21 protein-coding genes are annotated in these 19,851 nt (G+C 63.6%); 12 read left to right on the top strand and 9 right to left on the bottom strand.

Annotated features, from left to right (window positions below; all coding sequences use genetic code 11):
- The first annotated feature begins 3 nt into the window (after positions 1 to 3).
- From adeC to MB84_RS18080, 6 genes are all read left to right on the top strand, one after another.
- Positions 4 to 1,491 carry an AdeC/AdeK/OprM family multidrug efflux complex outer membrane factor gene (adeC, locus tag MB84_RS18105; RefSeq protein WP_046292767.1) on the top strand — a complete coding sequence of 496 codons (1,488 nt, stop codon included), beginning with the start codon at positions 4 to 6 and terminating at the stop codon, positions 1,489 to 1,491.
- Positions 1,492 to 1,848: 357 nt separating this feature from the next.
- Positions 1,849 to 2,106, top strand: a complete 258-nt coding sequence (locus MB84_RS18100; RefSeq protein WP_046292766.1) for an acyl-CoA-binding protein — start codon at positions 1,849 to 1,851, stop codon at positions 2,104 to 2,106.
- A gap of 158 nt (positions 2,107 to 2,264) precedes the next feature.
- Positions 2,265 to 2,396, top strand: coding sequence for a hypothetical protein (locus MB84_RS31480; RefSeq protein WP_281192309.1), 132 nt, complete (start codon positions 2,265 to 2,267; stop codon positions 2,394 to 2,396).
- Positions 2,397 to 2,967: 571 nt separating this feature from the next.
- Positions 2,968 to 3,897, top strand: a complete 930-nt coding sequence (locus MB84_RS18090) for a PilW family protein (RefSeq protein ID WP_046292764.1) — start codon at positions 2,968 to 2,970, stop codon at positions 3,895 to 3,897.
- Positions 3,876 to 4,517: a pilus assembly PilX family protein gene (locus tag MB84_RS18085; RefSeq protein ID WP_052652553.1), complete on the top strand. Its 642-nt coding sequence runs from the start codon at positions 3,876 to 3,878 to the stop codon at positions 4,515 to 4,517. Before MB84_RS18090 ends, MB84_RS18085 begins: the two co-directional genes overlap by 22 nt.
- 82 nt (positions 4,518 to 4,599) lie before the next feature.
- Positions 4,600 to 5,097 (top strand): GspH/FimT family pseudopilin, encoded by a 498-nt coding sequence (locus MB84_RS18080; RefSeq protein ID WP_046292762.1) that lies wholly within the window; start codon positions 4,600 to 4,602, stop codon positions 5,095 to 5,097.
- Between the two features lie 275 nt (positions 5,098 to 5,372).
- Here the strand turns inward: MB84_RS18080 and MB84_RS18075 are convergent, their stop codons facing one another.
- From MB84_RS18075 to MB84_RS18065, 3 genes are all read right to left on the bottom strand, one after another.
- A complete protein-coding gene (locus MB84_RS18075) occupies positions 5,373 to 5,924 on the bottom strand; it encodes a DUF3318 domain-containing protein (RefSeq protein ID WP_052652551.1) in 552 nt (183 codons plus the stop codon).
- A 13-nt stretch (positions 5,925 to 5,937) separates the two neighbouring features.
- Positions 5,938 to 6,321 (bottom strand): phage holin family protein, encoded by a 384-nt coding sequence (locus tag MB84_RS18070; protein WP_046292761.1) that lies wholly within the window; start codon positions 6,319 to 6,321, stop codon positions 5,938 to 5,940.
- Between the two features lie 117 nt (positions 6,322 to 6,438).
- The gene (locus tag MB84_RS18065; RefSeq protein WP_044456631.1) at positions 6,439 to 6,747 is read right to left on the bottom strand and encodes an ElaB/YgaM/YqjD family protein; all 309 of its coding nucleotides are present in this window, start codon (positions 6,745 to 6,747) and stop codon (positions 6,439 to 6,441) included.
- A 214-nt stretch (positions 6,748 to 6,961) separates the two neighbouring features.
- On the opposite strand from MB84_RS18065, the gene MB84_RS18060 reads away from it, so the two are divergent.
- Complete coding sequence (locus MB84_RS18060) at positions 6,962 to 7,600, top strand: peroxiredoxin (protein ID WP_046292760.1); 639 nt, start codon at positions 6,962 to 6,964, stop codon at positions 7,598 to 7,600.
- Positions 7,601 to 7,902: 302 nt separating this feature from the next.
- Here the strand turns inward: MB84_RS18060 and MB84_RS18055 are convergent, their stop codons facing one another.
- Entirely contained in the window at positions 7,903 to 9,096 is a 1,194-nt protein-coding gene (locus MB84_RS18055) for an acyl-CoA dehydrogenase (protein WP_046292759.1), read from the bottom strand.
- 194 nt (positions 9,097 to 9,290) lie between these two features.
- On the opposite strand from MB84_RS18055, the gene MB84_RS18050 reads away from it, so the two are divergent.
- Positions 9,291 to 10,139 carry an IclR family transcriptional regulator gene (locus MB84_RS18050; protein ID WP_245725400.1) on the top strand — a complete coding sequence of 283 codons (849 nt, stop codon included), beginning with the start codon at positions 9,291 to 9,293 and terminating at the stop codon, positions 10,137 to 10,139.
- A 293-nt stretch (positions 10,140 to 10,432) separates the two neighbouring features.
- Here MB84_RS18050 and kynA read toward each other — a convergent pair whose 3' ends face one another.
- From kynA to MB84_RS18025, 5 genes are all read right to left on the bottom strand, one after another.
- On the bottom strand, positions 10,433 to 11,383 hold the full coding sequence (gene kynA / locus MB84_RS18045; RefSeq protein WP_046292758.1) for a tryptophan 2,3-dioxygenase: 951 nt from the start codon (positions 11,381 to 11,383) through the stop codon (positions 10,433 to 10,435).
- A 16-nt stretch (positions 11,384 to 11,399) separates the two neighbouring features.
- Complete coding sequence (kynU, locus tag MB84_RS18040; protein ID WP_046292757.1) at positions 11,400 to 12,653, bottom strand: kynureninase; 1,254 nt, start codon at positions 12,651 to 12,653, stop codon at positions 11,400 to 11,402.
- A gap of 67 nt (positions 12,654 to 12,720) precedes the next feature.
- The gene (gene kynB, locus MB84_RS18035; RefSeq protein WP_046293962.1) at positions 12,721 to 13,383 is read right to left on the bottom strand and encodes an arylformamidase; all 663 of its coding nucleotides are present in this window, start codon (positions 13,381 to 13,383) and stop codon (positions 12,721 to 12,723) included.
- A gap of 303 nt (positions 13,384 to 13,686) precedes the next feature.
- The gene (locus tag MB84_RS18030) at positions 13,687 to 14,166 is read right to left on the bottom strand and encodes a MarR family winged helix-turn-helix transcriptional regulator (RefSeq protein WP_046292756.1); all 480 of its coding nucleotides are present in this window, start codon (positions 14,164 to 14,166) and stop codon (positions 13,687 to 13,689) included.
- A gap of 8 nt (positions 14,167 to 14,174) precedes the next feature.
- Entirely contained in the window at positions 14,175 to 14,693 is a 519-nt protein-coding gene (locus tag MB84_RS18025; protein ID WP_046292755.1) for a flavin reductase family protein, read from the bottom strand.
- A 145-nt stretch (positions 14,694 to 14,838) separates the two neighbouring features.
- On the opposite strand from MB84_RS18025, the gene MB84_RS18020 reads away from it, so the two are divergent.
- The 4 genes from MB84_RS18020 to MB84_RS18005 all read left to right on the top strand — a co-directional run bounded on the left by MB84_RS18020 (position 14,839) and on the right by MB84_RS18005 (position 19,641).
- The gene (locus MB84_RS18020; RefSeq protein ID WP_046292754.1) at positions 14,839 to 15,888 is read left to right on the top strand and encodes a 2,5-dihydroxypyridine 5,6-dioxygenase NicX family protein; all 1,050 of its coding nucleotides are present in this window, start codon (positions 14,839 to 14,841) and stop codon (positions 15,886 to 15,888) included.
- Positions 15,885 to 16,712, top strand: a complete 828-nt coding sequence (locus MB84_RS18015; protein WP_052652549.1) for an alpha/beta fold hydrolase — start codon at positions 15,885 to 15,887, stop codon at positions 16,710 to 16,712. Before MB84_RS18020 ends, MB84_RS18015 begins: the two co-directional genes overlap by 4 nt.
- A 21-nt stretch (positions 16,713 to 16,733) precedes the next feature.
- Entirely contained in the window at positions 16,734 to 17,978 is a 1,245-nt protein-coding gene (locus MB84_RS18010) for an acyl-CoA dehydrogenase family protein (protein WP_046292753.1), read from the top strand.
- A gap of 112 nt (positions 17,979 to 18,090) precedes the next feature.
- On the top strand, positions 18,091 to 19,641 hold the full coding sequence (locus MB84_RS18005) for a class I adenylate-forming enzyme family protein (RefSeq protein WP_046293960.1): 1,551 nt from the start codon (positions 18,091 to 18,093) through the stop codon (positions 19,639 to 19,641).
- Positions 19,642 to 19,851 lie beyond the last annotated feature (210 nt).

Raw genomic sequence — 19,851 nt, 5'->3', positions numbered from 1 at the left:
CCTATGAAGCACAAAGCATTGCCGATGGCCTTGGCGGCGGCGTTTCTGGCAGGCTGTACCCTCGCGCCGCATTATGAGCGGCCCGAGGCACCGGTCGCCACGTCGTTCCCCACGGGCCCGGCTTACAAGACGCCTGGCGCGGCGAACCAGAACGGGGCCGCCGACAGCAATGTCGTGGCCGCCGATCTGGGATGGCGAGATTTCTTCGCCGATCCGCGTCTGCAAAAGCTGATCGAGATCGCGTTGGAGAACAACCGCGATCTGCGTGTCTCGATGCTCAACGTCGAAGCCGCACGTGCGCAGTACCAGATCCAGCGCTCGGCGCTGCTGCCCTCGGTGGGGGCGGCAGGTCAGGCGTCGGTTCAGCGCTCGCCGGCGGATCTGTCGGCGTCGGGGCGTGCGGGGATCAGTCGCAGCTATCAGGTCGGCGTGGGTTTCACGTCGTACGAACTCGATCTGTTCGGTCGCATCCAGAGCCTGAAGGATCAGGCGTTGGAGTCGTACCTGGCGAGCGAGGACACAGCCAAGGCAGCGCATATCACGCTCGTCTCGGAAGTGGCGACGGCCTACCTCACGTGGCTGGCCGATCAGGAGCTGCTCAAGCTTACGGCGGACACGCTCAAGAGCCAGCAATCGTCGTATAGCCTGACCAAGCGCAGTTTCGACGTGGGCACGGCCTCCGGGCTGGATCTGCGTCAGGCGCAGACGCCGGTCGATACGGCGCGTGCGAACTTCGCGCAGTACACGCGTCAGGTGGCGCAGGACGAAAACGCGCTGGCGCTGCTCATCGGCCAGCCGCTGCCGGCCGATTTGCCGCCGGCACGTCCGCTCGACGGGCAGGGCCTGCTGGCCGATCTGCCTGCCGGGCTGCCGTCGGACTTGCTGCTGCGCCGTCCCGACGTGACGGCTGCCGAGCACACGCTCAAGGGTGCCAACGCGAACATCGGTGCGGCACGTGCGGCGTTCTTCCCGTCGATTTCGTTGACGGCGAGTGCTGGCACGGCGAGCGCATCGCTGAGCAATCTGTTCAAGGGCGGGCAGGGTGCATGGTCGTTCGCACCGACCATCACGCTGCCGATTTTCGCGGGCGGGCAGAACATCGCCAACCTCGATCTGGCCAAGGTGCAGAAGCGCATCGAGATCGCCAACTACGAGAAGGCGATTCAGACGGCGTTCCGCGAGGTGTCGGACGGACTGGCTGCACGCGGCACGTTGGACGATCAGATTGCGGCGCAGGAATCGCTCGTGAAGGCGAGCGACGAGAGCTACAAACTCTCGGATATGCGCTATCGCAATGGCGTGGACAGCTATCTGAACGCGCTGGTCGCACAACGCTCGCTGTATTCGTCGCAGCAAACGCTGATTGCGACGCGTCTGGCGCGCTGGACCAACCTCGTCACGCTGTACAAAGCGATGGGCGGCGGGTGGGAAGAGCGCAGCGTTCCGGCCAATGCCGGCGCGGCGTCTGCTCCGGCAGCGTCTGCGTCGTGATCTCACGGCGGGATGTGAGGGCGGCTCGCGCTGCCTGACTGTCTCGCGGTGATGCAAGACTCGCAAGTCGAAACGCCCGGCCAATTCGAATTTGAATTTGCCGGGCGTTTTGCATTGACGGGCATGCCGCGCGTTGTGCGGTGCCGTGTCTCTGAGGAATCCGCTCAGTTCCCAAGAGGTTTAGACGCGGGGTTCTACGCTGGCCCCTACCTTGCGTAGGCCATCGTCGCTATCCTTGTTCGCGTTGTCTTCGCAACATCCCGAGCGTCGACGCGTGTGCCGCAATTGATTTTGCGGACATTGCCCGGTCGTCGCGCGGGTCACTTATAAGCTGACTGTTTTCCAGGGAGAGACACCATGAGCGATCTTCAAGCCCGCTTCGACGAGGCGGTAGCCCAATCCAAGACGCTGCCAGAACGCCCCGACAATCTGACGCTGCTGCGCATTTATGCGCTGTTCAAGCAAGGCACGGAAGGCGACGTTTCCGGCGCACGCCCCGGTGCGATGGACTTCGTTGCCCGTGCCAAATTCGATGCCTGGGAAATGCTCAAGGGAAAATCGAAGGAAGAAGTGCAAACGGCTTACGTCGAACTCATCGAGTCCCTCAAGGGGTGATGACGGTGCGTGCTTCGTCGATGCCCCTTACGCTTTCGAGTGAGGTAAGTGTGATGCTTAGGTGACGCGCACATGCGGCGCGACCCGCGACTATCGACGAGAAGAAAGACGGCGACTTCGGTCGCCGTTTTTTTTGGGCGATGACGGATGTGAACAGCGTGATGGTCCGCACGGGTGCGATGCGAGCGACCGGCGCGACGAAGATGGCGAGAACGGCGAGCGCCGCGCGGGCGACTGCGGCGATGTTTCTCGGGCATGGCGCGGTGCACGATCTCGTGTACGAGAAGTGAGGTCGCGCATAACGGGGCGGGTTTTGCGGTGTTGTCCGATTGGTTTGGGGAGGGTGGTGCGAGACGATGGGCACGTCGTCAACGAGTCGAGGAATCGCACCATGCAACAGGATCGCCACCACGTGCTGCAACGCATCGGGCATCACACGTCACGTGATGTACAGATGAATCGCGCGCGCGCACCGTCCTCACTGAGCGGTGCTGCACGAAATGAAGTCGGCGCGGCGCTGCCACACAAGTCAGGAACACGCCGATTGTCGCCACATACGTCGGGGAATGCGTCGGCATCGACACCGTCGAGACCGCGTTCGCCGCACTTCCGTTGTCGACGCAGGATGCGAGGGGCGGCGCTGCTCGACGTCTTGTTCACGATGACGGCGCTTGTCGCCGGTGCGCAGGGTTTCGCGCACTGGCAAGCGGCGGGCGGTGTGTCGTCGGCCGCCGGGACGGTTGCGCACACCGTAGTCACAACCGCTTTGCCTTCGCCTGCGATGCAAGGTGTCATGGCGGTTGAGCGTCTGCCATGACGACATCGCCAACGACTAGTCGTCTACCGGCAGGTAAGCGTCGCATGCACGGCTTCACCCTGCTCGAATGGGTGATCGCCATGCCGCTGGGTCTGCTGATCGTGATGGCTGCGACGGCGATCTATCTCGCGGGCATCCGACTATGGCGCGTGCAGGCGGAACGATACGAGGTGAACGAGCGTGCTGCGTTCGCGCTGAACCAGCTCACGCGTGCTGTGGGCATGGCCGGATATCGAAACTGGGATCCGTTGGAAGGTCCGATCCTCAACGCAGATCGATCTGTGCGACCCGGGCTAGGCGATTGGCCGTCACTGCGAGCCAGTGCCGAATGCGCAAGCACGGTGGACACGTGCCCGAAGCGTGGCTGGCAGGGCAGCACGATGCTGGAGGTGCAGTACCACGGTGCGGGCTTCGGCGACGAAAACGGCAATGGCAACGGCGCGGTGCAGAACTGCGGCGGGGCAACCGTCAGAGCGAGAAGCGATGGTGACGAACGTAACGTCAGTGCCTTCTACGTCGACAAGGGCGAAGACGGCGTCCCGTCGCTGTTCTGTCGATACGGCGACCGGGGATACAAGATCACAACGCTGCGTGCGGCGCAGGTACTGGTCGCCGGTGTCGAGGCGATGTATATCCGGCTGGGCGTGCGTGCCGGGGGCGCCGGACCATTGCGATGGATGACGCCGGCGAAGAGCGCGCGACGCAAGCCGCCCAGTGCGCCCGCAGGGTCCGGTGGCTGGGAGAACGTGGGTGCCGTGGCATTTTCGCTCGTGTTAAGGGGCGCACCGCGACGGGGGGGAAAGCAGCGTGCGGGTCGGACCGTCGAAGTCTTCGATGCGGCGTCCGGAGGTCGCGAGTACAAGTGGCTGACCAATGCCGGTGACGTCCATTTGCATGTGTTCACGGTGGTGGCCTACCGGCGCAACGATGGCGGGATTCGCGAGGAGGCGAAATGGTTGGTGTCTTCATCGTGATGTGGCTCGCGGCCCTGATGGCGCTGGCGGCCTCAGGCATGCAACATCGTGAACTGGCGACGCGCTTCATCGCGTACACGAACGACAGGGTGCTCGCTTTCGGCGCGGCGCACGATGCACTCCGGGCGGCTCGCGAGCGATTGGTCGGCGGCGCGGATGCGCCGGATATCGCTGCACCGTACGAATTCGACGAGGGGCCGCATGGCGTTATCGGCGCGCGTTATCGCGACGGAAGCCGCGAGCCCAATCAAATGGCGGGCTGGGTCGGGATTGGCTGGAATGACGTGCGCGTCGTCTCTGTGACCCGTGCGCGGTACTTCATCGAGCGAATTGCGTTCACCGAGTATTTGCCGGACGCGCGCGAGGCGAAGGCGGCAAGAGAGTCGCGCGTGCGCCGCTACCGCGTAAGCGCGATGGGATGCGGCAAGTTGCCCGGCACGAGAGTCTTCCTGCAAGCGATTTATGAGGTTCGTGCGTCTCATGGACGTCAGGCGGCGGGAGGTGCTGCGCCCATATCGTTCTCGTCGCGCAGGTTGAACTGGCGCGAAGTCGCGACGTGGCACGACAGCGCGATAACGACACAGGTGCCGGGGGCCGGACGTGAGCGTTGCGATGTGTGATGGGGGGAGCGTGTCCCGGCAGATCGATGGGAGAGGTAGGCCATATAGGCGATATAGATATCACGCGCGTGGCGCGCGTCCGATGCGTGGCGTCACGCTGATCGAATGCCTTGTGGCGATGGCGGTGCTTGCCGTTGCTCTGTTTGCTGTCGCGCCGTCGATAGAGGCGGTGCGGCGTCGCGTGGCAGTAGAGGCGACGGCGCGCGCATTTCTGGCGACGATGCAAGCGTCGCGAGCCGAGGCATTGGGGCGACATCGGCGAATCGCCATCGCACCGCACGACGGCGTGAGTCTGAACAGCGGTTGGGTGACGTTTGTCGACGAGAACCGAAATCACCGGCTCGACGCGGGTGAGACGCTATTGGGGCGTCATGCGCCGCTGCCCTCGGGCGTGAGTATCGAGGCGAGGTGGGGCTTGTATTACACGCAAGGGCTGGCATTCGCCGAAAGTGGCTTCATCCGGACCGAGGCGCGCAAATGGCTGTCGGGCACGGTGCGCATCGCGGGGCATGATCGACGCATCTGTATCACCATCAACGCCTACGGCCGCGCACGGGTCGCAAAGCGTTGCGATGCGTAGTCGGCCGTATGAGCGGGGGGCACGACCGCGAGTGCACGAATGAGGAGCGGCGCGGAGATGGCGCGGTGAGACAGAAGGGCGAGAAGGGCGAGAGGGGGGAGAGGGGGGAGCGGAGCGAGAAGGGGGGAAAAGAGCGAGAAGGGCGAGAAGGGCGAGAGGGGGGAGCGGAGCGAGAAGGGGGGAGAAGAGCGAGGAGTGGGCGCAGGGCGAGGAGGGCGAGGCAGAGGCGGAAGGGCAAACCGGACCTGGAGGCCGGTTTGCCGCAAATGCCGGTATTACATCAACGGCGGGGAGCCACGATCGTTGTCTTTGGCGGCTGTGCGCGATGGTGTTGTTGCGGGATTCGTTGAGGTCGCGGCGTCTGTCGAAGCGTCGGCTTGTGTCGACGATCCTTTCGTCGATTCCTGCCAGAGCTTGATGCCTTGCCACGCGAGCACCCCGAGGCTGCCCCACTTGAGTCCGCGACGGGCGATGCGTCCGATAGACGTGTGGGAGAGGCCCGTCAGCGCAATCGACGCCACCGAGCTGACGAGCGGATATCGTTCGAGCAGACCGCCGAGTTTGAGGCCGGAGTTGGCGAGGCCACCGAGGCCACCGAGGCCGCCGAGTCCGGAGAAGCGTGCGAGGCCGCCCGGCAACAGGTAGCGGACCCAGCGGAAGTTGCGCAGGCGCTCGCGCGTCACACGGGACGCCTGAATCAGTTCCGCACGCTCGACGGCAATGCGCGTGAGCACGATTTCCTTGCGGATGGCGAGGAGTTCGTGACGGGAGCGTCGCGACCGATGCGGGCGACGCGGTCGTTGTGGATGGTTCTGTTCCAGCGGCACGGGCGGGTCTCCTTCAGTCCGGACGCAGGGCGTCACGGTCCTTTTCGAACTCGGCCAGCGTGGCTTCGAACGGCATCGGGGCATCGCGCAGAATGTTGCGCGCACGCATGGCGCACCAGCTCGCGAGCAAGAGATACACGACGAAGATGCCGGTCATGGCCTGGAGCCGATAGGTGTCCCAGAAAATGACGATGACCAGTGCGGTCAGCGACACGAGGGCGAGAACACCGAAGAGCATGGCGGCAAGACCGAGAAATGCAACGCCCATCAGGCGTTCCTTCTCTTCGGTCAATTCAATGCCGATGAGTTCGATGCGCGACTGAAGGATCTCGAGCAACGCACCGGCGAGGCGCCGTAGCGAAGGCCGCGGCGGGGTCGTGCGATCATTGTCGGTCATGGGCTGGACGGGGCGGCCCACCCGACCCGTCGCACCGGTCAGGCAGGCTCCGCCTTTGGCAGAGTAGGCGAGGAAGTGACTTATGCCGATCGCGCTGACTGCGCGTATTCAGCGAGCTTACTTGCGGTTGAGCAGCAGGCCGATCACCACGCCGATACCGGCGGCGATGCCTACGGCTTGCCACGGATGATCGTGCACGTAGTCGTCCGTGGCGCGAGCGGCCTGCTTGCTCTTCTCAACCACAACGACCTGAACGTCCGACGCCTTTTCCTTGGCTTGCTTGAGCAGGGCGAGGGCCTTGTCGCTCAATTCGGAAGCACGCTCACCGGTCGTGTTGGCGGCTTGCTTGAGCAGGTCTTCGGCGTCGGCCAGTACGGATTTGATATCGGTCATGAACTTCTCCTTGTTGGTATGCACTTGCGACATAGTCGTTACCCGTTTCTGGGAGGAAAATGCGGAGGGTGTGCGACTGACATTGGGGTTATCGTACCGCTTTCAACGCGTCGTTGCCAGAAAACAACAGACTCGCCGCGGTATATTTCCAGAATTCATTTGGAACAAATTTTTTATTCGTTCTGACTAAGCTTAGCATCCTTTAGTCTTGATCCCACTGAGTGAAAGGTTCTCAAGGAGACCGTAAATGACATTGCGTTTGGGTGATATCGCTCCCGACTTCGAGCAGGATTCATCGATCGGCCCGATCAAGTTTCACGAATTCCTCGGCGATGGCTGGGGTGTCCTTTTCTCGCATCCGGCCGACTACACGCCGGTGTGCACGACCGAACTGGGTCTGACTGCAAAACTCAAGGGCGAGTTCGAAAAACGTAACGTGAAAGCCATCGCCTTGTCGGTGGACGATGCGGAGTCGCACAAAGGCTGGATCAGCGACATCAACGAAACGCAGAACACTACGGTGAACTTCCCGATCCTGGCGGACGGCGATCGCAAGGTTTCGCAGCTGTACGACATGATTCACCCGAACGCCAGCGAAACCGTGACGGTGCGCTCGCTGTTCGTGATCGATCCGAAGAAGAAGGTGCGCCTGATCATTACGTACCCGGCAAGCACGGGTCGCAACTTCGACGAAATTCTGCGCGTCATCGATTCGCTGCAACTGACCGACAACTACTCGGTCGCTACGCCGGGCAACTGGAAGGATGGCGAAGACGTGGTGATCGTACCGTCGCTCAAGGACGAGGCAGTGCTGAAGGAAAAATTCCCGAAGGGCTACAAGGCCGTGCGTCCGTATCTGCGTCTCACGCCGCAGCCGAACAAGTAATCGATGGGTGATGGATGGGCGGTTGCACGACGATGCGCCGCTCATGCCGAAGCAAGACATAAAAAATGCCAGCTCGCATGAGCTGGCATTTTTTGTTGGGTACGCGCCGTCCCTCGTTGGATTGACGGCCCGCGACATGCGGCTCGAGAAACGACGCGTACCCAACAACAGCGACACAAAAGCGGGGCGCAGACGGGGGGCGAACCGGTCGGACCCGGGAGACCGATACGTCATCGGCTCCCGAAGAGGGACCGCGAGTCCCCCGCACTTCTCGCGCTTCCTGTTCCCTGCGCGTTCGGGAATCAGAAGAACGCCTGAATACCCGTTTGCGCGCGACCCAGAATCAGGGCGTGGATGTCGTGCGTGCCTTCGTAGGTGTTGACCACTTCGAGGTTCACGAGATGGCGGGCGATGCCGAATTCGTCCGAGATGCCGTTGCCGCCGAGCATGTCACGCGCCAGACGCGCCACGTCGAGTGCCTTGCCGCACGAGTTGCGCTTCATGATCGAGGTGATTTCGACCGCCGCCGTGCCTTCGTCCTTCATGCGACCCAGACGCAGACAGCCTTGCAGGCCCAGCGTGATTTCCGTCTGCATGTCGGCCAGCTTCTTCTGAATCAACTGATTGGCGGCGAGCGGGCGACCGAACTGCTGACGATCGAGTACGTACTGACGCGCCATGTGCCAGCAGGATTCAGCGGCGCCCAGTGCACCCCAGGCGATGCCGTAGCGGGCCGAGTTCAGGCACGTGAACGGTCCCTTCAGACCGGAGACGCCGGGCATCAGGTTCTCTTCCGGCACGAAGACCTGGTCCATCACGATCTCGCCGGTGACGGACGCACGCAGGCCGACCTTGCCATGAATCGCGGGGGCCGACAGACCCTTCCAGTCTTTTTCCAGAATGAAGCCGCGGATCTTCTCCTCGCCGTTTTCGTCGGCGAGCTTGCCCCAGACGACGAAGACGTCGGCGATGGGCGAATTCGTGATCCACATCTTGCTGCCGCTCAGCTCATAACCGCCGGCGACCTTCTTGGCCCGCGTGGTCATGCCAGCCGGGTCCGAACCGTGGTTCGGCTCGGTCAGACCGAAGCAGCCGATCCATTCGCCGCTGGCGAGCTTCGGCAGGTACTTCTGCTTTTGCGCTTCGCTACCGAATTCATAGATCGGGACCATGACCAGCGACGACTGCACGGACATCATCGAGCGATAGCCCGAATCCACGCGCTCGACTTCGCGGGCAATCAGGCCGTAGGCCACATAGTTCAGACCGGGGCCGCCGTATTGTTCGGGGATCGTCGGGCCGAGCAGGCCGATCTCGCCCATTTCGCGAAAGATCGATGCGTCGGTGCGCTCGTGACGGAACGCTTCGAGCACACGCGGCGCGAGCTTGTCGTTCGCATATGCGGCGGCCGCGTCGCGAATCATGCGCTCGTCGGTGGTGAGCTGCGCGTCGAGCAACAGCGGATCTTCCCAGTGAAACTGTGCATTGCCTGCCATGACCCATCTCCTCGAATCAACTTGACGAAAGTTCCGCAATGCGGAACAATGTTCTGAAATCGAAGTTAGTTTAACACTAAAATTTTTTCCCGGGCAAACGGCCAGTGCATGCGCTGGCCGAATCTGTTTGATCATGTCCGACCCTGCTTGCCCGGTATGTTCAATGTGACTGCGAAGTCGATGCGGAGTGCGCGATGGCTGTGATCAAAACGTCCCTGTCTGCCCTTACCGGTGCGCCGGCTCATGGCGTATCGCCGTCGCACGACGAGCGCAAGTTCGTCACGGCGCTGGCGCGAGGCCTCGAACTGCTGCGCGCTTTCGGACCGGACGACATGCTGCTCGGCAACCGCGATTTCGCCGCGCGCACGGGCTTGCCGAAAGCGACGGTGAGCCGTCTGGCCTACACCCTCACCGAACTCGGCTACCTGCGCTACGACGTTGACCTCGGCAAATATGCGCTGGACGCGGGCGTGCTGGCCCTCGGCTACGCCTTCCTGAACGGCACGGATATGCTGACGCTGGCGCGTCCGCATATGCGCGCGCTTGCCAAAGAAATGGGATGTTCGATCTCGCTGGGCTGTCGCGAGGGCGTGGATATGATGTATCTGGAGACGATTCGCAGCGATTCCGCGCATCTCACGCTGGGTCTGACGGCAGGCTCCCGTCTGTCGATGCTGACCAGTTCGATGGGGCGCGTCTACCTCGCGGCCATGACGCCGACAGAGCGCGAGACGATGCTCTCGGATCTGCACGATGCCTACGACGCCAATCCCGCCGCGCTGCGCAACGTCGGCTGGGACGCGTTGCAATCGGGCGTCGACAAAGGGATCGAATCGTACAAGCGGGAGGGGCTTTGCTACTCGTTTCGCGAGTGGCATGAAGGCGTCAACGCCGTCGCCGTGCCGCTTCGCGACATCCGGCAAAACCGCTGGCTCGCGATCAGTTGCAGCGGGCCGTCTTCTTCGATTCCGGATGCTGTGTTTCGGGAGGAGATCGGACCTCGATTGAAACAGTTGGCCGCTCGTCTCAGCGGAAACGCTTAATCGGTCTGGGGTGAATCGGGTTGGGTGTCGCCCGCGGCGCTCCACTACCTTTTAAGTCGCACCGCGGGCGACACCCAACCCGATTCGTCACCGTCGTCGTTGCGATGACACCGAACGATCGACAACCGCGCCAAGTTTCCGGACATCCGATGGCGGTGATTGTCCGGCCCCTGACGTAGCGACTTAAAAGGTCTTGGAGCGGAGTCAGGGGCCGGGCAAGCGCCGCTGCCCCGGGTATGGGCAGGCGCGCTAACCGTTTCTAAACGACGGTTTTCACCACACAGCAAAAAAACTCACAGCAACGTCCGCACGTGCCAGAGCTCAGGGAACAACACCACGTCGAGCATCTTGCGCAGATAGGGCGCGCCATTCGTGCCGCCGGTCCCTTGCTTGAAGCCGATGATGCGCTCGACCGTCGTCACGTGACGGAAGCGCCACTGGCGGAAAGCGTCCTCGAGATCGACCAGTTCTTCGGCCATCTCGTATAGCTCCCAGTGTTGCGACGGATTGCGATACACCTCAAGCCACGCGGCTTCGACGGTCGTGTCGTGCGGTGTCGGCTTCGTCCAGTCGCGCTCGAGACGCTCCGGTGCAATCGCAAAATCGCGGCGCGCCAGCAGGCGCACCACTTCGTCATAGAACGACGGTGCGTTGAGTGCCGCTTCGACCTGCTGATACAGGTCCGGGCGATGCGAATGCGGCGCCAGCATTGCCGCATTCTTGTTGCCCAGCATGAACTCCAGAATGCGGTACTGATACGACTGGAAGCCCGACGAGCTGCCCAGCGACGGACGCATCGACGAATACTCCGATGGCGTCATCGTCGCCAGCACGCTCCACGCCTGCACCAACTGCTCGAGAATGCGCGACACACGCGCCAGCATCTTGAACGCTGGCGGCAGTTCGTCGTTGTGAACCGCCGTTCGCGCCGCCTGCAACTCGTACAGTGCGAGCTTCATCCACAGTTCACTCGTCTGATGCTGAATGATGAACAGCATCTCGTTGTGGTCCGTCGAGCGGGGATGCTGGGCATTCAGAATCGGATCGAGCGACAGGTAGTCGCCATAGCTCATGCTCTTCGAGAAATCGAGCTGTGCGTCGTGCCACTGCGTGGCGTTGGCAGACGTACTGGCGGACGTGGCGGACGCGCCGCCAGTCGATTCGCCTCCATGCCCGAACGGGCACCCGCCCTGCGTGGGCGAGTCGGACGTCGGCGTCGTAGTCTTGGGGGACGGATTGGTCATGCTGACAACTCCTCGCTCAGGTCACCGCGCCACGGCGACGGAACTCGGGCTTGTCCCACGAACCGGTGCTCAGCACGTCGCGCAGAATCTCGACCGAATCCCACACGTCGGCAAAGCTCGTGTACAGCGGCGTCATGCCGAAACGCATGATGCGCGGCTCACGGTAGTCGCCGATCACGCCGCGCGCAATCAGTGCCTGAATCACTGCGAAACCTTCCGGATGCTCGAAGCTCACCTGCGAACCACGCGACGCGTGATCGCGCGGCGTCACCAGCGTCAGCGGGAAATCGGCGCAACGCGCTTCGACCAGCTTGATGAACAGGTCGGTCAACGCGAGCGACTTGCGACGCAATGCGTCCATCGACGTTTGCGCAAAAATGTCCAGACCACACTGCACCAGCGACAGCGAGACGATCGGCTGCGTGCCGCACAGGTAACGGCCGATGCCGTCGTCCGGCGTGTACTCCGGCGTCATCGCGAACGGCGTGCGGTGGCCCCACCAGCCCGACAGCGGCTGCCAGAACGTGTCCTGATGCTTCTTGTTGACCCACACGAACGCCGGTGAGCCCGGGCCGCCGTTCAGGTACTTATACGTGCAACCCACGGCGTAATCGGCGTCTGCGCCGTTCAGATCGACCGGCACAGCCCCGGCCGAGTGGCACAGATCCCACACCGCCAGCGCGCCGCTCGCATGAATCTCGGCCGTGCGCGCCTTCATGTCGTACATCGCACCCGTGCGGTAGTTCACGTGCGTGAGCAGCACCACGGCGACGTCGTCGCCCAGCGCGCTTTGCAGTTCGTCCGGCGAGTCGATCAGACGCAGCGAGTAACCGTCGTCGAGCAGACGCGTCAGCCCTTGCACGATGTACAGATCGGTCGGGAAGTTGCTGCGCTCGGAAATCACGACGCGGCGCTTGGGCGAACGCTCACGCTGCGCGTCGAGCGCGGCGGCCATCACTTTGAAGAGGTTGCTCGACGTGGTGTCCGTCACGACGACTTCGCCCTTGCCTGCACCGATGATCGGAGCAAGGTTGTCGCCGAGCGTGCGCGGCAGCGCGAACCAGTCGGCTTCGTTCCAACTGCGGATTAGGCCCACGCCCCATTCGCCGGTAATCACTTCCTGCGCGCGCTTGGCCGAGGCGATCGGACGCGCGCCCAACGAGTTGCCGTCGAGATAGATCACATTGGGCGGCAGGTCGAACTGTGCGCGCAGCGGGGCAAGCGCATCGGCCGCGTCGAGGGCCAGACAATCGTTGCGAGAAGACGTCATGGTTTGCGTAGTGGAGTAATGAGTAAAAGCGTTGAATGAAAAAAGAAAACCGTGGGCGCCGCGATGCTCAGAGTGCGCGAAGCACTGCGCGCACCGGACTCGCATCGAGCCGCATGAACTTCAGCGGCAGCGCGATGAGTTCGTAATCGGCCGGTGAGATGGCGTCGAGCACCAGCCCTTCGAGGATCGCCATGCGATGCGCACGAATGCGGTGATGGGCGTCCATCGTTTTGCTCTGCTGCGGGTCGAGCGAGGGCGTATCGATGCCCACGAGCTTCACGCCATGCGACGCCAGCAAATCGATCGTCTCCGGCGCAACGGCGCAAAACTCGCTGTCCCAGTGCGAGACCGGCGCTTGCGTGTAAGTGCGCAAAAGCACGCGCGGCGGAACGTTGGCGAGGTGCGGCGCGACCATCTCCGGCGTGACGACCGGCGACGCGCCAATGCAATGGATCACCCGGCAAGGCCCCAGATACGTCTGAAGGTCGACTTCGCCGATGCAAACGCCGGCGTCGTCGTAATGACGCGGGGCATCGGCGTGCGCGCCAGTGTGTGGCGAGAGCGTGATGCGGCCGACGTTGACCGGGCAGCCGGGGCCGATCTGCCACACGGCTTGCTCGGTCAGCGGCGTGTCGCCGGGCCATACGGGCGTGTCTGCGGACAAGGGCGCGCTGATGTCCCACACGCGACGCTCGGTCGCAGTGGCCACATCTGCGGAGTTGGCCGCCATATTCGGTGCTTCCGAAGCGTTCGAAACGTTCATACGCAAGCGCTTGGTGAGGCGCGTTTTGTGGAGGAAGAAATCCCGGATAGTGTAGGAAATTCTTCGCCGCAGGTGCTTGCGTATTCGAATGCTCAGGCCGCTGGAATTGAAGTCAGGCATACATTTACGCCGATTTCGCGGTGGATTCTTTTAAGTTTTTCGAATTTGATCGAATTCGATGCGAGTTCACCCGAATTCGTTGGCGGGGTACGGGGAGGGGGAAGGGGGGAGGGGGGGAGTGCGAGGGGAGTGCGTAAGCGAGGAGGGCGACTAGCGTCGATCCGTCATCTGATCGATAAGCTCGCGCAGCGCTTCCTTGAGTTGTGCCGACTGCGGCTCACCGAATCGTGCGAGCACACTCGCCTCATGACGTCGCGCACCTGCCAGCAACGGGGTGACGTGGGCGATGCCCGCCTCGGTGAGCGAGACCAGCGATTGCCGACGGTCAGTGGCGCTCTCGCCCCGCACGACGTCGCCCGACGCTTCGAGCCGGTCGACGACCTTGGTGACGGTCGGCTGCTTGGCGAGCACGATGTCCGCCAACTGATTGATGATGCGCGCCTGCCCGTCGGACAACGTGGCCAGCACGCGCCACTCCAGCACGCCGAGCCCGGCGGCGGCCACTTCGCGGTGAAACTCGTCCGACACGAGCGCGCTCGCACGGGCGAGCAGATACAGCAGATAGTCGTCGACGAACGGCGTGTCGGAGGAAGCCGGGGTCGCCGAGGTAACCGGCCGCGCGACGGACATGAGGTGACTCAGCCCAGCGACTGCGGTTTGTGGAAGCCGCCCGCGTGGAAGATCAGCGGCATGCGCTCTGCAACCTCCGTATGCACGCCACAACGCTCCACCTCACCCACGAAGATGACGTGATCGCCTTCGTCGTAACGGCTGCGGTTGTGACATTCGAACCAGGCAAGTGCACCGTCCAGCACCGGTGTGCCCGACGCCGACAGCGTGTACGGCACGCCCGCGAACCGGTCGCCCTTCATCGTCGCGAAGCGCTTGCACAGGTCGAGCTGATCGGCAGCGAGCACGTTCACGGCGTAATGCGTGTTTTCGCGGAACACGGGCATGCTGCCCGCACGCGTGGCAAGACTCCACAGGATGAGCGGCGGCGTGAGCGACACCGAATTGAACGAACTGGCGGTGATGCCGATGAGCGAGCCGTCGTCGGCCCGCGTGGTGATCACGGTGACACCGGTCGCAAATTGACCGAGCGCACTGCGAAAAGCTGCGCTGTCGAAATCAGGCGCCGAAGCGCGATTGGCGTTCACTTTCCCTGCACTCCCGTCCGGCTAATTTGATCGGGTTGATTTGTATGAATATTCATATACTATGGCACGAACAACAGATCGACAAGACGCGTGATGGCCAACGCTGCCCGGCAAGGGCGCAAGGGTCGGACGCTCAGGAGACGATATGCTGATCGAGCGAATCGAGCATAAGTGGATCGACGTATTTGCCGAGACCTTGCGGCGCTGCGACATACGACCCGGTGATGTGGTGGCGATTGTAGCTGAAACGCAATCCCGGCCTGTCAATGTGGAATTGGCGCAGTTGGCCGCCGAGGCGCTTGGCGCAAGGCCGTTCCGGCTGGTCGTGCCCAGTGCGCGTGTCAGTGCGCCGGTGCCGGTGCGCTCGACCGGGGCAAGCGACGCGCTGGGGCAACTCGCCCCTGTCGTGGCCGCCCTCAAGGCGGCGACGCTCGTCGTCGACTGCACCGTCGAAGGCCTGTTACATGCGCCCGAACTGCCCGAGATTCTGGGCGGCGGTGCGCGCGTGCTGATGGTGTCCAACGAACATCCCGAAATTCTGGAACGCTGCGCCACCGACCCGGCGCTGGAGCCGAAAGTGCGCGCTGCGATCAAGCGTTTGCGCGGTGCAGCGCAAATGCATGTGACGTCCGCTGCCGGTACCGATTTGCGCATCGGACTTCGCGACGCGCGTGTGGGGGGCGTCTGGGGCTGGTGCGCCAAACCGGGGCAGGTCGCGCATTGGCCCGGCGGTCTCGCGCTGGCGTTCCCTGCTGCGCATAGCGTCAACGGCCAGCTCGTGCTCGCGCCGGGGGACATCAATCTCACCTTCAAACAATACTTGCGCGATCGCATCGCGCTCACCGTCGAGGACGACTATGTCGTGGCTATCGACGGCGAGGGCGTGGACGTCGACCTCATGCGCGATTACTTCGCCGCGTGGGGCGACCGCGAGGCGTACGCCGTGTCGCACGTCGGCTTCGGCCTGAACCCGCGCGCCCGCTGGGAGGCACTCGCCTGCTACGACAAGCGCGATTGCAACGGCACGGAGCAGCGTGCCTTCGCAGGCAATTTCCTTTATTCGACGGGGGCCAACGAGGTCGCGGGACGCCATACGCTGGGCCATTTCGACCTGCCGCTGCGTAAATGCACGATCGCCCTCGACGGCGACGTCGTCGTGCGCGACGGGCAACTGCAAGGCGAGTTCGCCTCATGACGCCGCCCACGATGGCCGCGCCTGCCTACCGGGAGGCTGGCGACGGTCCGCTCACGCTCGTGCTGCTGCACGGCATCGGCGGCAACCGGCACGTGTGGCCTGCGCAGTTCGACACGTTTGTCGCTGCGGGTTACCACGTCGTGGCGTGGGACATGCCGGGCTATGGCGAGAGCGCCATGCCTGCCGAGCCGACGATGGCGGCGCTCGCCGATAGCCTTCGCACGTTGCTCGATACGTTGCGCTCGACGTCGGAGGCATCGGACGCGCCACGCTTCGTCCTCGTCGGACACAGCATGGGCGGCATGGTGGTGCAGGAGTTGATGGCGCGCGGCGCACCTGCGACCCGCGACGTCGCCGCCCTCGTGCTGTGTGGCACGTCACCGGCCTTCGGCAAACCGGACGGCGACTTCCAGCGCGAATTCGTGCGTCAGCGCACAGCGCCGCTCGACGCGGGCAAGACCCTGCGCGAGATGGCCGAAGCGATCATACCGGGCATGCTCGGCGAGCCTGATGACGTGACGCGCGCGAGCGCGCACGCACTGGCCGTCGACGCCATGGGCGCGCTCACGCCACCGGCCTATCGCGCCGCGTTGCAGGCGCTCGTCGGCTTCGAGCAGCGCGCGGCACTGGCGCGTCTGAATGTGCCGGTGTTGCTGATCGCGGGCGAACACGACACCAACGCGCCGCCGAAAGTGATGGCACGCATGGCCGAGTCGATTCCCGACGCGCGCTACGTCTGCCTGCCCGGCGCAGGCCACCTCATGAATCTGACACACCCGGCCGCCTTCGACGCCGAGGTGCGCACCTTCCTCGCAACGCTCTAGAACAAACATCAGGAGACAACCGTGGCCTATCAGCCTCCCTCGATCGTCGGCGAGCACTTCCCGCTCACGGACAAGCAGCGGCGCCTGCTGGCGCTGGCAGAACAGGTCGGCCGCGAGTCGCTCGCGCCGCGCGCGGCGCGCTGGGACCGCGAAGCGTCGTTTCCGTTCGAGAACTACGACGACATGCGCGCCGCCGGTCTGCTGAAGTTGTGCATCCCGGAAGAAGACGGCGGGCTGGGGGCCGACTTCGCCACGTACATGATGGTGTCCGCCGAGCTGGGCCGCCATTGCGGCGCGACCGCGCTCACGTTCAACATGCACACCTGCTCGATGATGTGGACGGGCATTCTGTCCGACGATCTCGACATGACGCCCGAGCAACGCACCGAGCATGCGGGCTATCGCAAGCATCACTTCGCGCGCGTGATTCAGGATGGTGCGATCTACGCGCAACCGTTCTCCGAAGGCAGCGCGGCCGCCGCCGGCAAGGCCCCGTTCGGCACCACGGCGACGAAGGTCGACGGCGGCTGGAGGATCAACGGCCGCAAGATCTTTGCGTCGCTCTCGGGCGCGGCGAACTACTACGGCGTGCTGTGCACGGAAGACAAGCCCGAGCTGTCGATGAAGGACACGTTCTACATCGCCGTGCCGGGCGACGCCCCGGGCGTGACCGTCACCGGCGACTGGGATCCGCTCGGTATGCGCGGCACCGTCTCGCGTACGCTGCTCTTCAAGGACGTGTTCGTCCCGGACGAACTGCAACTGATGCCGCGCGGCGTCTACTATCAGGCGGCGAGCCGCTGGCCGCACATGTTCATGACGCTCGCACCGACCTATATGGGGATCGCGCAGGCGGCGTACGACTTCACCGTCAAATACCTGCGTGGCGAAGCCGACGGCATGGGCGCGCCGGTCAAGCGTCGCATGTATCCGACCAAGCAGATCGCCGTCGCGCAGATGCACATCATGCTGGAGCAAACGCGCGCGCTGTTCCTGCGGGCCTTGCAGGACGGCCGGGCCGATCCGGGCAAGGAAGCGCGCTTGCGCGCGTATGCAGCGCAGTACACGATCATGGAGAATGCCAACGAGTTGTGCCGTCTCGCGATTCGCACGTGCGGCGGCCAGTCGATGCTCAAGACCTTGCCGCTCGAACGCATGTATCGCGATTCGCGTTGCGGCGCGCTAATGTTGCCGTGGACAGCCGAGCTGTGCCTCGACCGCATCGGTCGCGAGGCGTTGTACGAGCCGGGTGAGCGCGACGAATAAGTCATCCAGGGCGAAGCGCGCGCTTCGCCCATCCGGAGTGCCGTGGTTCAGCGAATCGGCGAGCTCGCCAGGTGGCGATGGCCTCGCCGTCTCTCTTGTGACGGAGAAGAAGTTGACGCCTTTTGTAGAAGCGCTTGCCCGTCATGCGCGCGCCACGCCCGAACGGCTGGCGCTGCGCTGCGGTATCGGTGACGAAGCCGTCACGACCGACTACGCCGCCTTGTGGCGTCGTGTCGAGCGTGTTGGTGGTCATTTGCGCGAGACGTGGCGCATTGCGCCGGGCGACCGCGTCGCCTGTCTCGGTCTGAACGACGCATTGCAACTGGCGCTGCTCTTTGCCTGCGCGCGCGCCGGTGCCATTTTTCTGCCGCTGAACTTCCGGCTCGCCGTGCCGGAACTGGCCGCCATCGTGCGTCATGCGGGCGTGCGCGTGCTGTGGTTCGACGCCACGCATCGCGACGCCGCACGTCAGATTCGCGATCTGCTCGAACAGGACACCATCACCGATTTGCCGCCGCCGGCCATTGCGCCTATCGACGGCCTGATTGCCGTGCCGTCGGTCAAGCCGGTCGACTACCCGGACGTGCCACCCGATGCGCCCGTGCTGCTCGCCTACACGTCCGGTACGACCGGCGAACCCAAGGGCGCGTTGCATACGCAGGCCGGGCTGCTGGCCAATGCCGAAGCGAGCTGGTGGTCGCACGACATGCGTGCCGACGATCACATTCTTTCGACGCTGCCGATGTTTCACGTCGGCGGTCTGTGCATTCAGACGTTGCCCGCGCTGCTCTGTGGCGCGAGCGTCACCCTGCATCCGCGCTTCGATCCGGCGGCGTGGCTCGCCGATGTCGCACGCCATCGTCCGACGCTCTCGCTGATGGTGCCCGCCACCCTGCGCGCCGTGCAAACGCACCCGGCGTGGGGCGCGAGCGATCTCTCGTCGCTGCGGGGCGTCATGGCGGGATCGAGCGTCGTGCCGATGTCCGCCATCGACGCCTTCCACGCGCGCGGTATTCCGCTCGGGCAGGTGTATGGCGCAACGGAGACGGGGCCGGTGTCCATCGCATTGCGCTTCGGCGAGGCGAAGGCGTACCCCGGCGCGGTCGGGCGGGCGTGTCCCGGCGTGGAAGTGCGTCTGGTCGACCCGGCAGGGCAGGACGTGGCACCGGGCGACGTCGGTGAAATTCTCGTGCGGGCGCCGAACGTGATGCGCGAGTACTGGCGCGCGCCCGATCACGCGTCGTTCGACGACGGCTGGTTCCACTCCGGTGACCTGGCGCGCCTGCGCGAAGACGGTTGCTTCGAAGTCGTCGGCCGGAGCAAGGACATGATCATCTCCGGGGGCGAGAACATCTATCCCGCCGAAATCGAGAACGCGCTCGTCGATTGCCCGGGCGTGCTCGAAGCGTCGGTCGTCGGCGTGCCGGACGAACGCTGGGGTGAAGTGCCGGTGGCCGTGGTCGTGACGACACCACAAGCGGGTGCGACGCAGGCGTCCGTACTCGACTTTCTCGGCGCGCGCATCGCGCGCTTCAAACTGCCTCGACGCGTCGTCATTTTCGAGAACCTCCCCAAGAGCGCACTTGGGAAAGTGCAAAAACCGATTCTCATCGAGTGGCTATCGGACGCCGCGAATTCGCAAATGACTACCAGGAGTCGCTAATCAGAAGCTTTATTCAAATTTTGCTTAAAAGCGCCGGATGCCTTGTCAAACAAGGGTTTCGGCGTTTTTTTATGGTGGGCTTCCGCGATGCATAAGGGAAAGTCCCTATGCGTAATCTCCCAATTTGTTACCATCCGATGAGAATCACATTTTTTACTTTGGGAATTGCATCGCAAGATAGCGCCCATGTCGTCATCGGCGGCACAGCCT

It is taken from the genome of Pandoraea oxalativorans (assembly GCF_000972785.3).
Taxonomy (GTDB): Bacteria; Pseudomonadota; Gammaproteobacteria; order Burkholderiales; family Burkholderiaceae; genus Pandoraea; species Pandoraea oxalativorans.
This window is presented reverse-complemented; position numbering and strand designations above follow the sequence as displayed.

Bases quoted from the DNA above. Each gene is read 5' to 3' on its own strand.
- adeC (WP_046292767.1), top strand. From the start codon at position 4: ATGAAGCACAAAGCATTGCCGATGGCCTTGGCGGCGGCGTTTCTGGCA.
- MB84_RS18100 (WP_046292766.1), top strand. From the start codon at position 1,849: ATGAGCGATCTTCAAGCCCGCTTCGACGAGGCGGTAGCCCAATCCAAG.
- MB84_RS18090 (WP_046292764.1), top strand. From the start codon at position 2,968: ATGCACGGCTTCACCCTGCTCGAATGGGTGATCGCCATGCCGCTGGGT.
- MB84_RS18085 (WP_052652553.1), top strand. From the start codon at position 3,876: ATGGTTGGTGTCTTCATCGTGATGTGGCTCGCGGCCCTGATGGCGCTG.
- MB84_RS18080 (WP_046292762.1), top strand. From the start codon at position 4,600: ATGCGTGGCGTCACGCTGATCGAATGCCTTGTGGCGATGGCGGTGCTT.
- MB84_RS18070 (WP_046292761.1), bottom strand. From the start codon at position 6,321: ATGACCGACAATGATCGCACGACCCCGCCGCGGCCTTCGCTACGGCGC.
- MB84_RS18065 (WP_044456631.1), bottom strand. From the start codon at position 6,747: ATGTCGCAAGTGCATACCAACAAGGAGAAGTTCATGACCGATATCAAA.
- MB84_RS18060 (WP_046292760.1), top strand. From the start codon at position 6,962: ATGACATTGCGTTTGGGTGATATCGCTCCCGACTTCGAGCAGGATTCA.
- MB84_RS18055 (WP_046292759.1), bottom strand. From the start codon at position 9,096: ATGGCAGGCAATGCACAGTTTCACTGGGAAGATCCGCTGTTGCTCGAC.
- MB84_RS18050 (WP_245725400.1), top strand. From the start codon at position 9,291: ATGGCTGTGATCAAAACGTCCCTGTCTGCCCTTACCGGTGCGCCGGCT.
- kynA (WP_046292758.1), bottom strand. From the start codon at position 11,383: ATGACCAATCCGTCCCCCAAGACTACGACGCCGACGTCCGACTCGCCC.
- kynU (WP_046292757.1), bottom strand. From the start codon at position 12,653: ATGACGTCTTCTCGCAACGATTGTCTGGCCCTCGACGCGGCCGATGCG.
- kynB (WP_046293962.1), bottom strand. From the start codon at position 13,383: ATGGCGGCCAACTCCGCAGATGTGGCCACTGCGACCGAGCGTCGCGTG.
- MB84_RS18030 (WP_046292756.1), bottom strand. From the start codon at position 14,166: ATGTCCGTCGCGCGGCCGGTTACCTCGGCGACCCCGGCTTCCTCCGAC.
- MB84_RS18020 (WP_046292754.1), top strand. From the start codon at position 14,839: ATGCTGATCGAGCGAATCGAGCATAAGTGGATCGACGTATTTGCCGAG.
- MB84_RS18015 (WP_052652549.1), top strand. From the start codon at position 15,885: ATGACGCCGCCCACGATGGCCGCGCCTGCCTACCGGGAGGCTGGCGAC.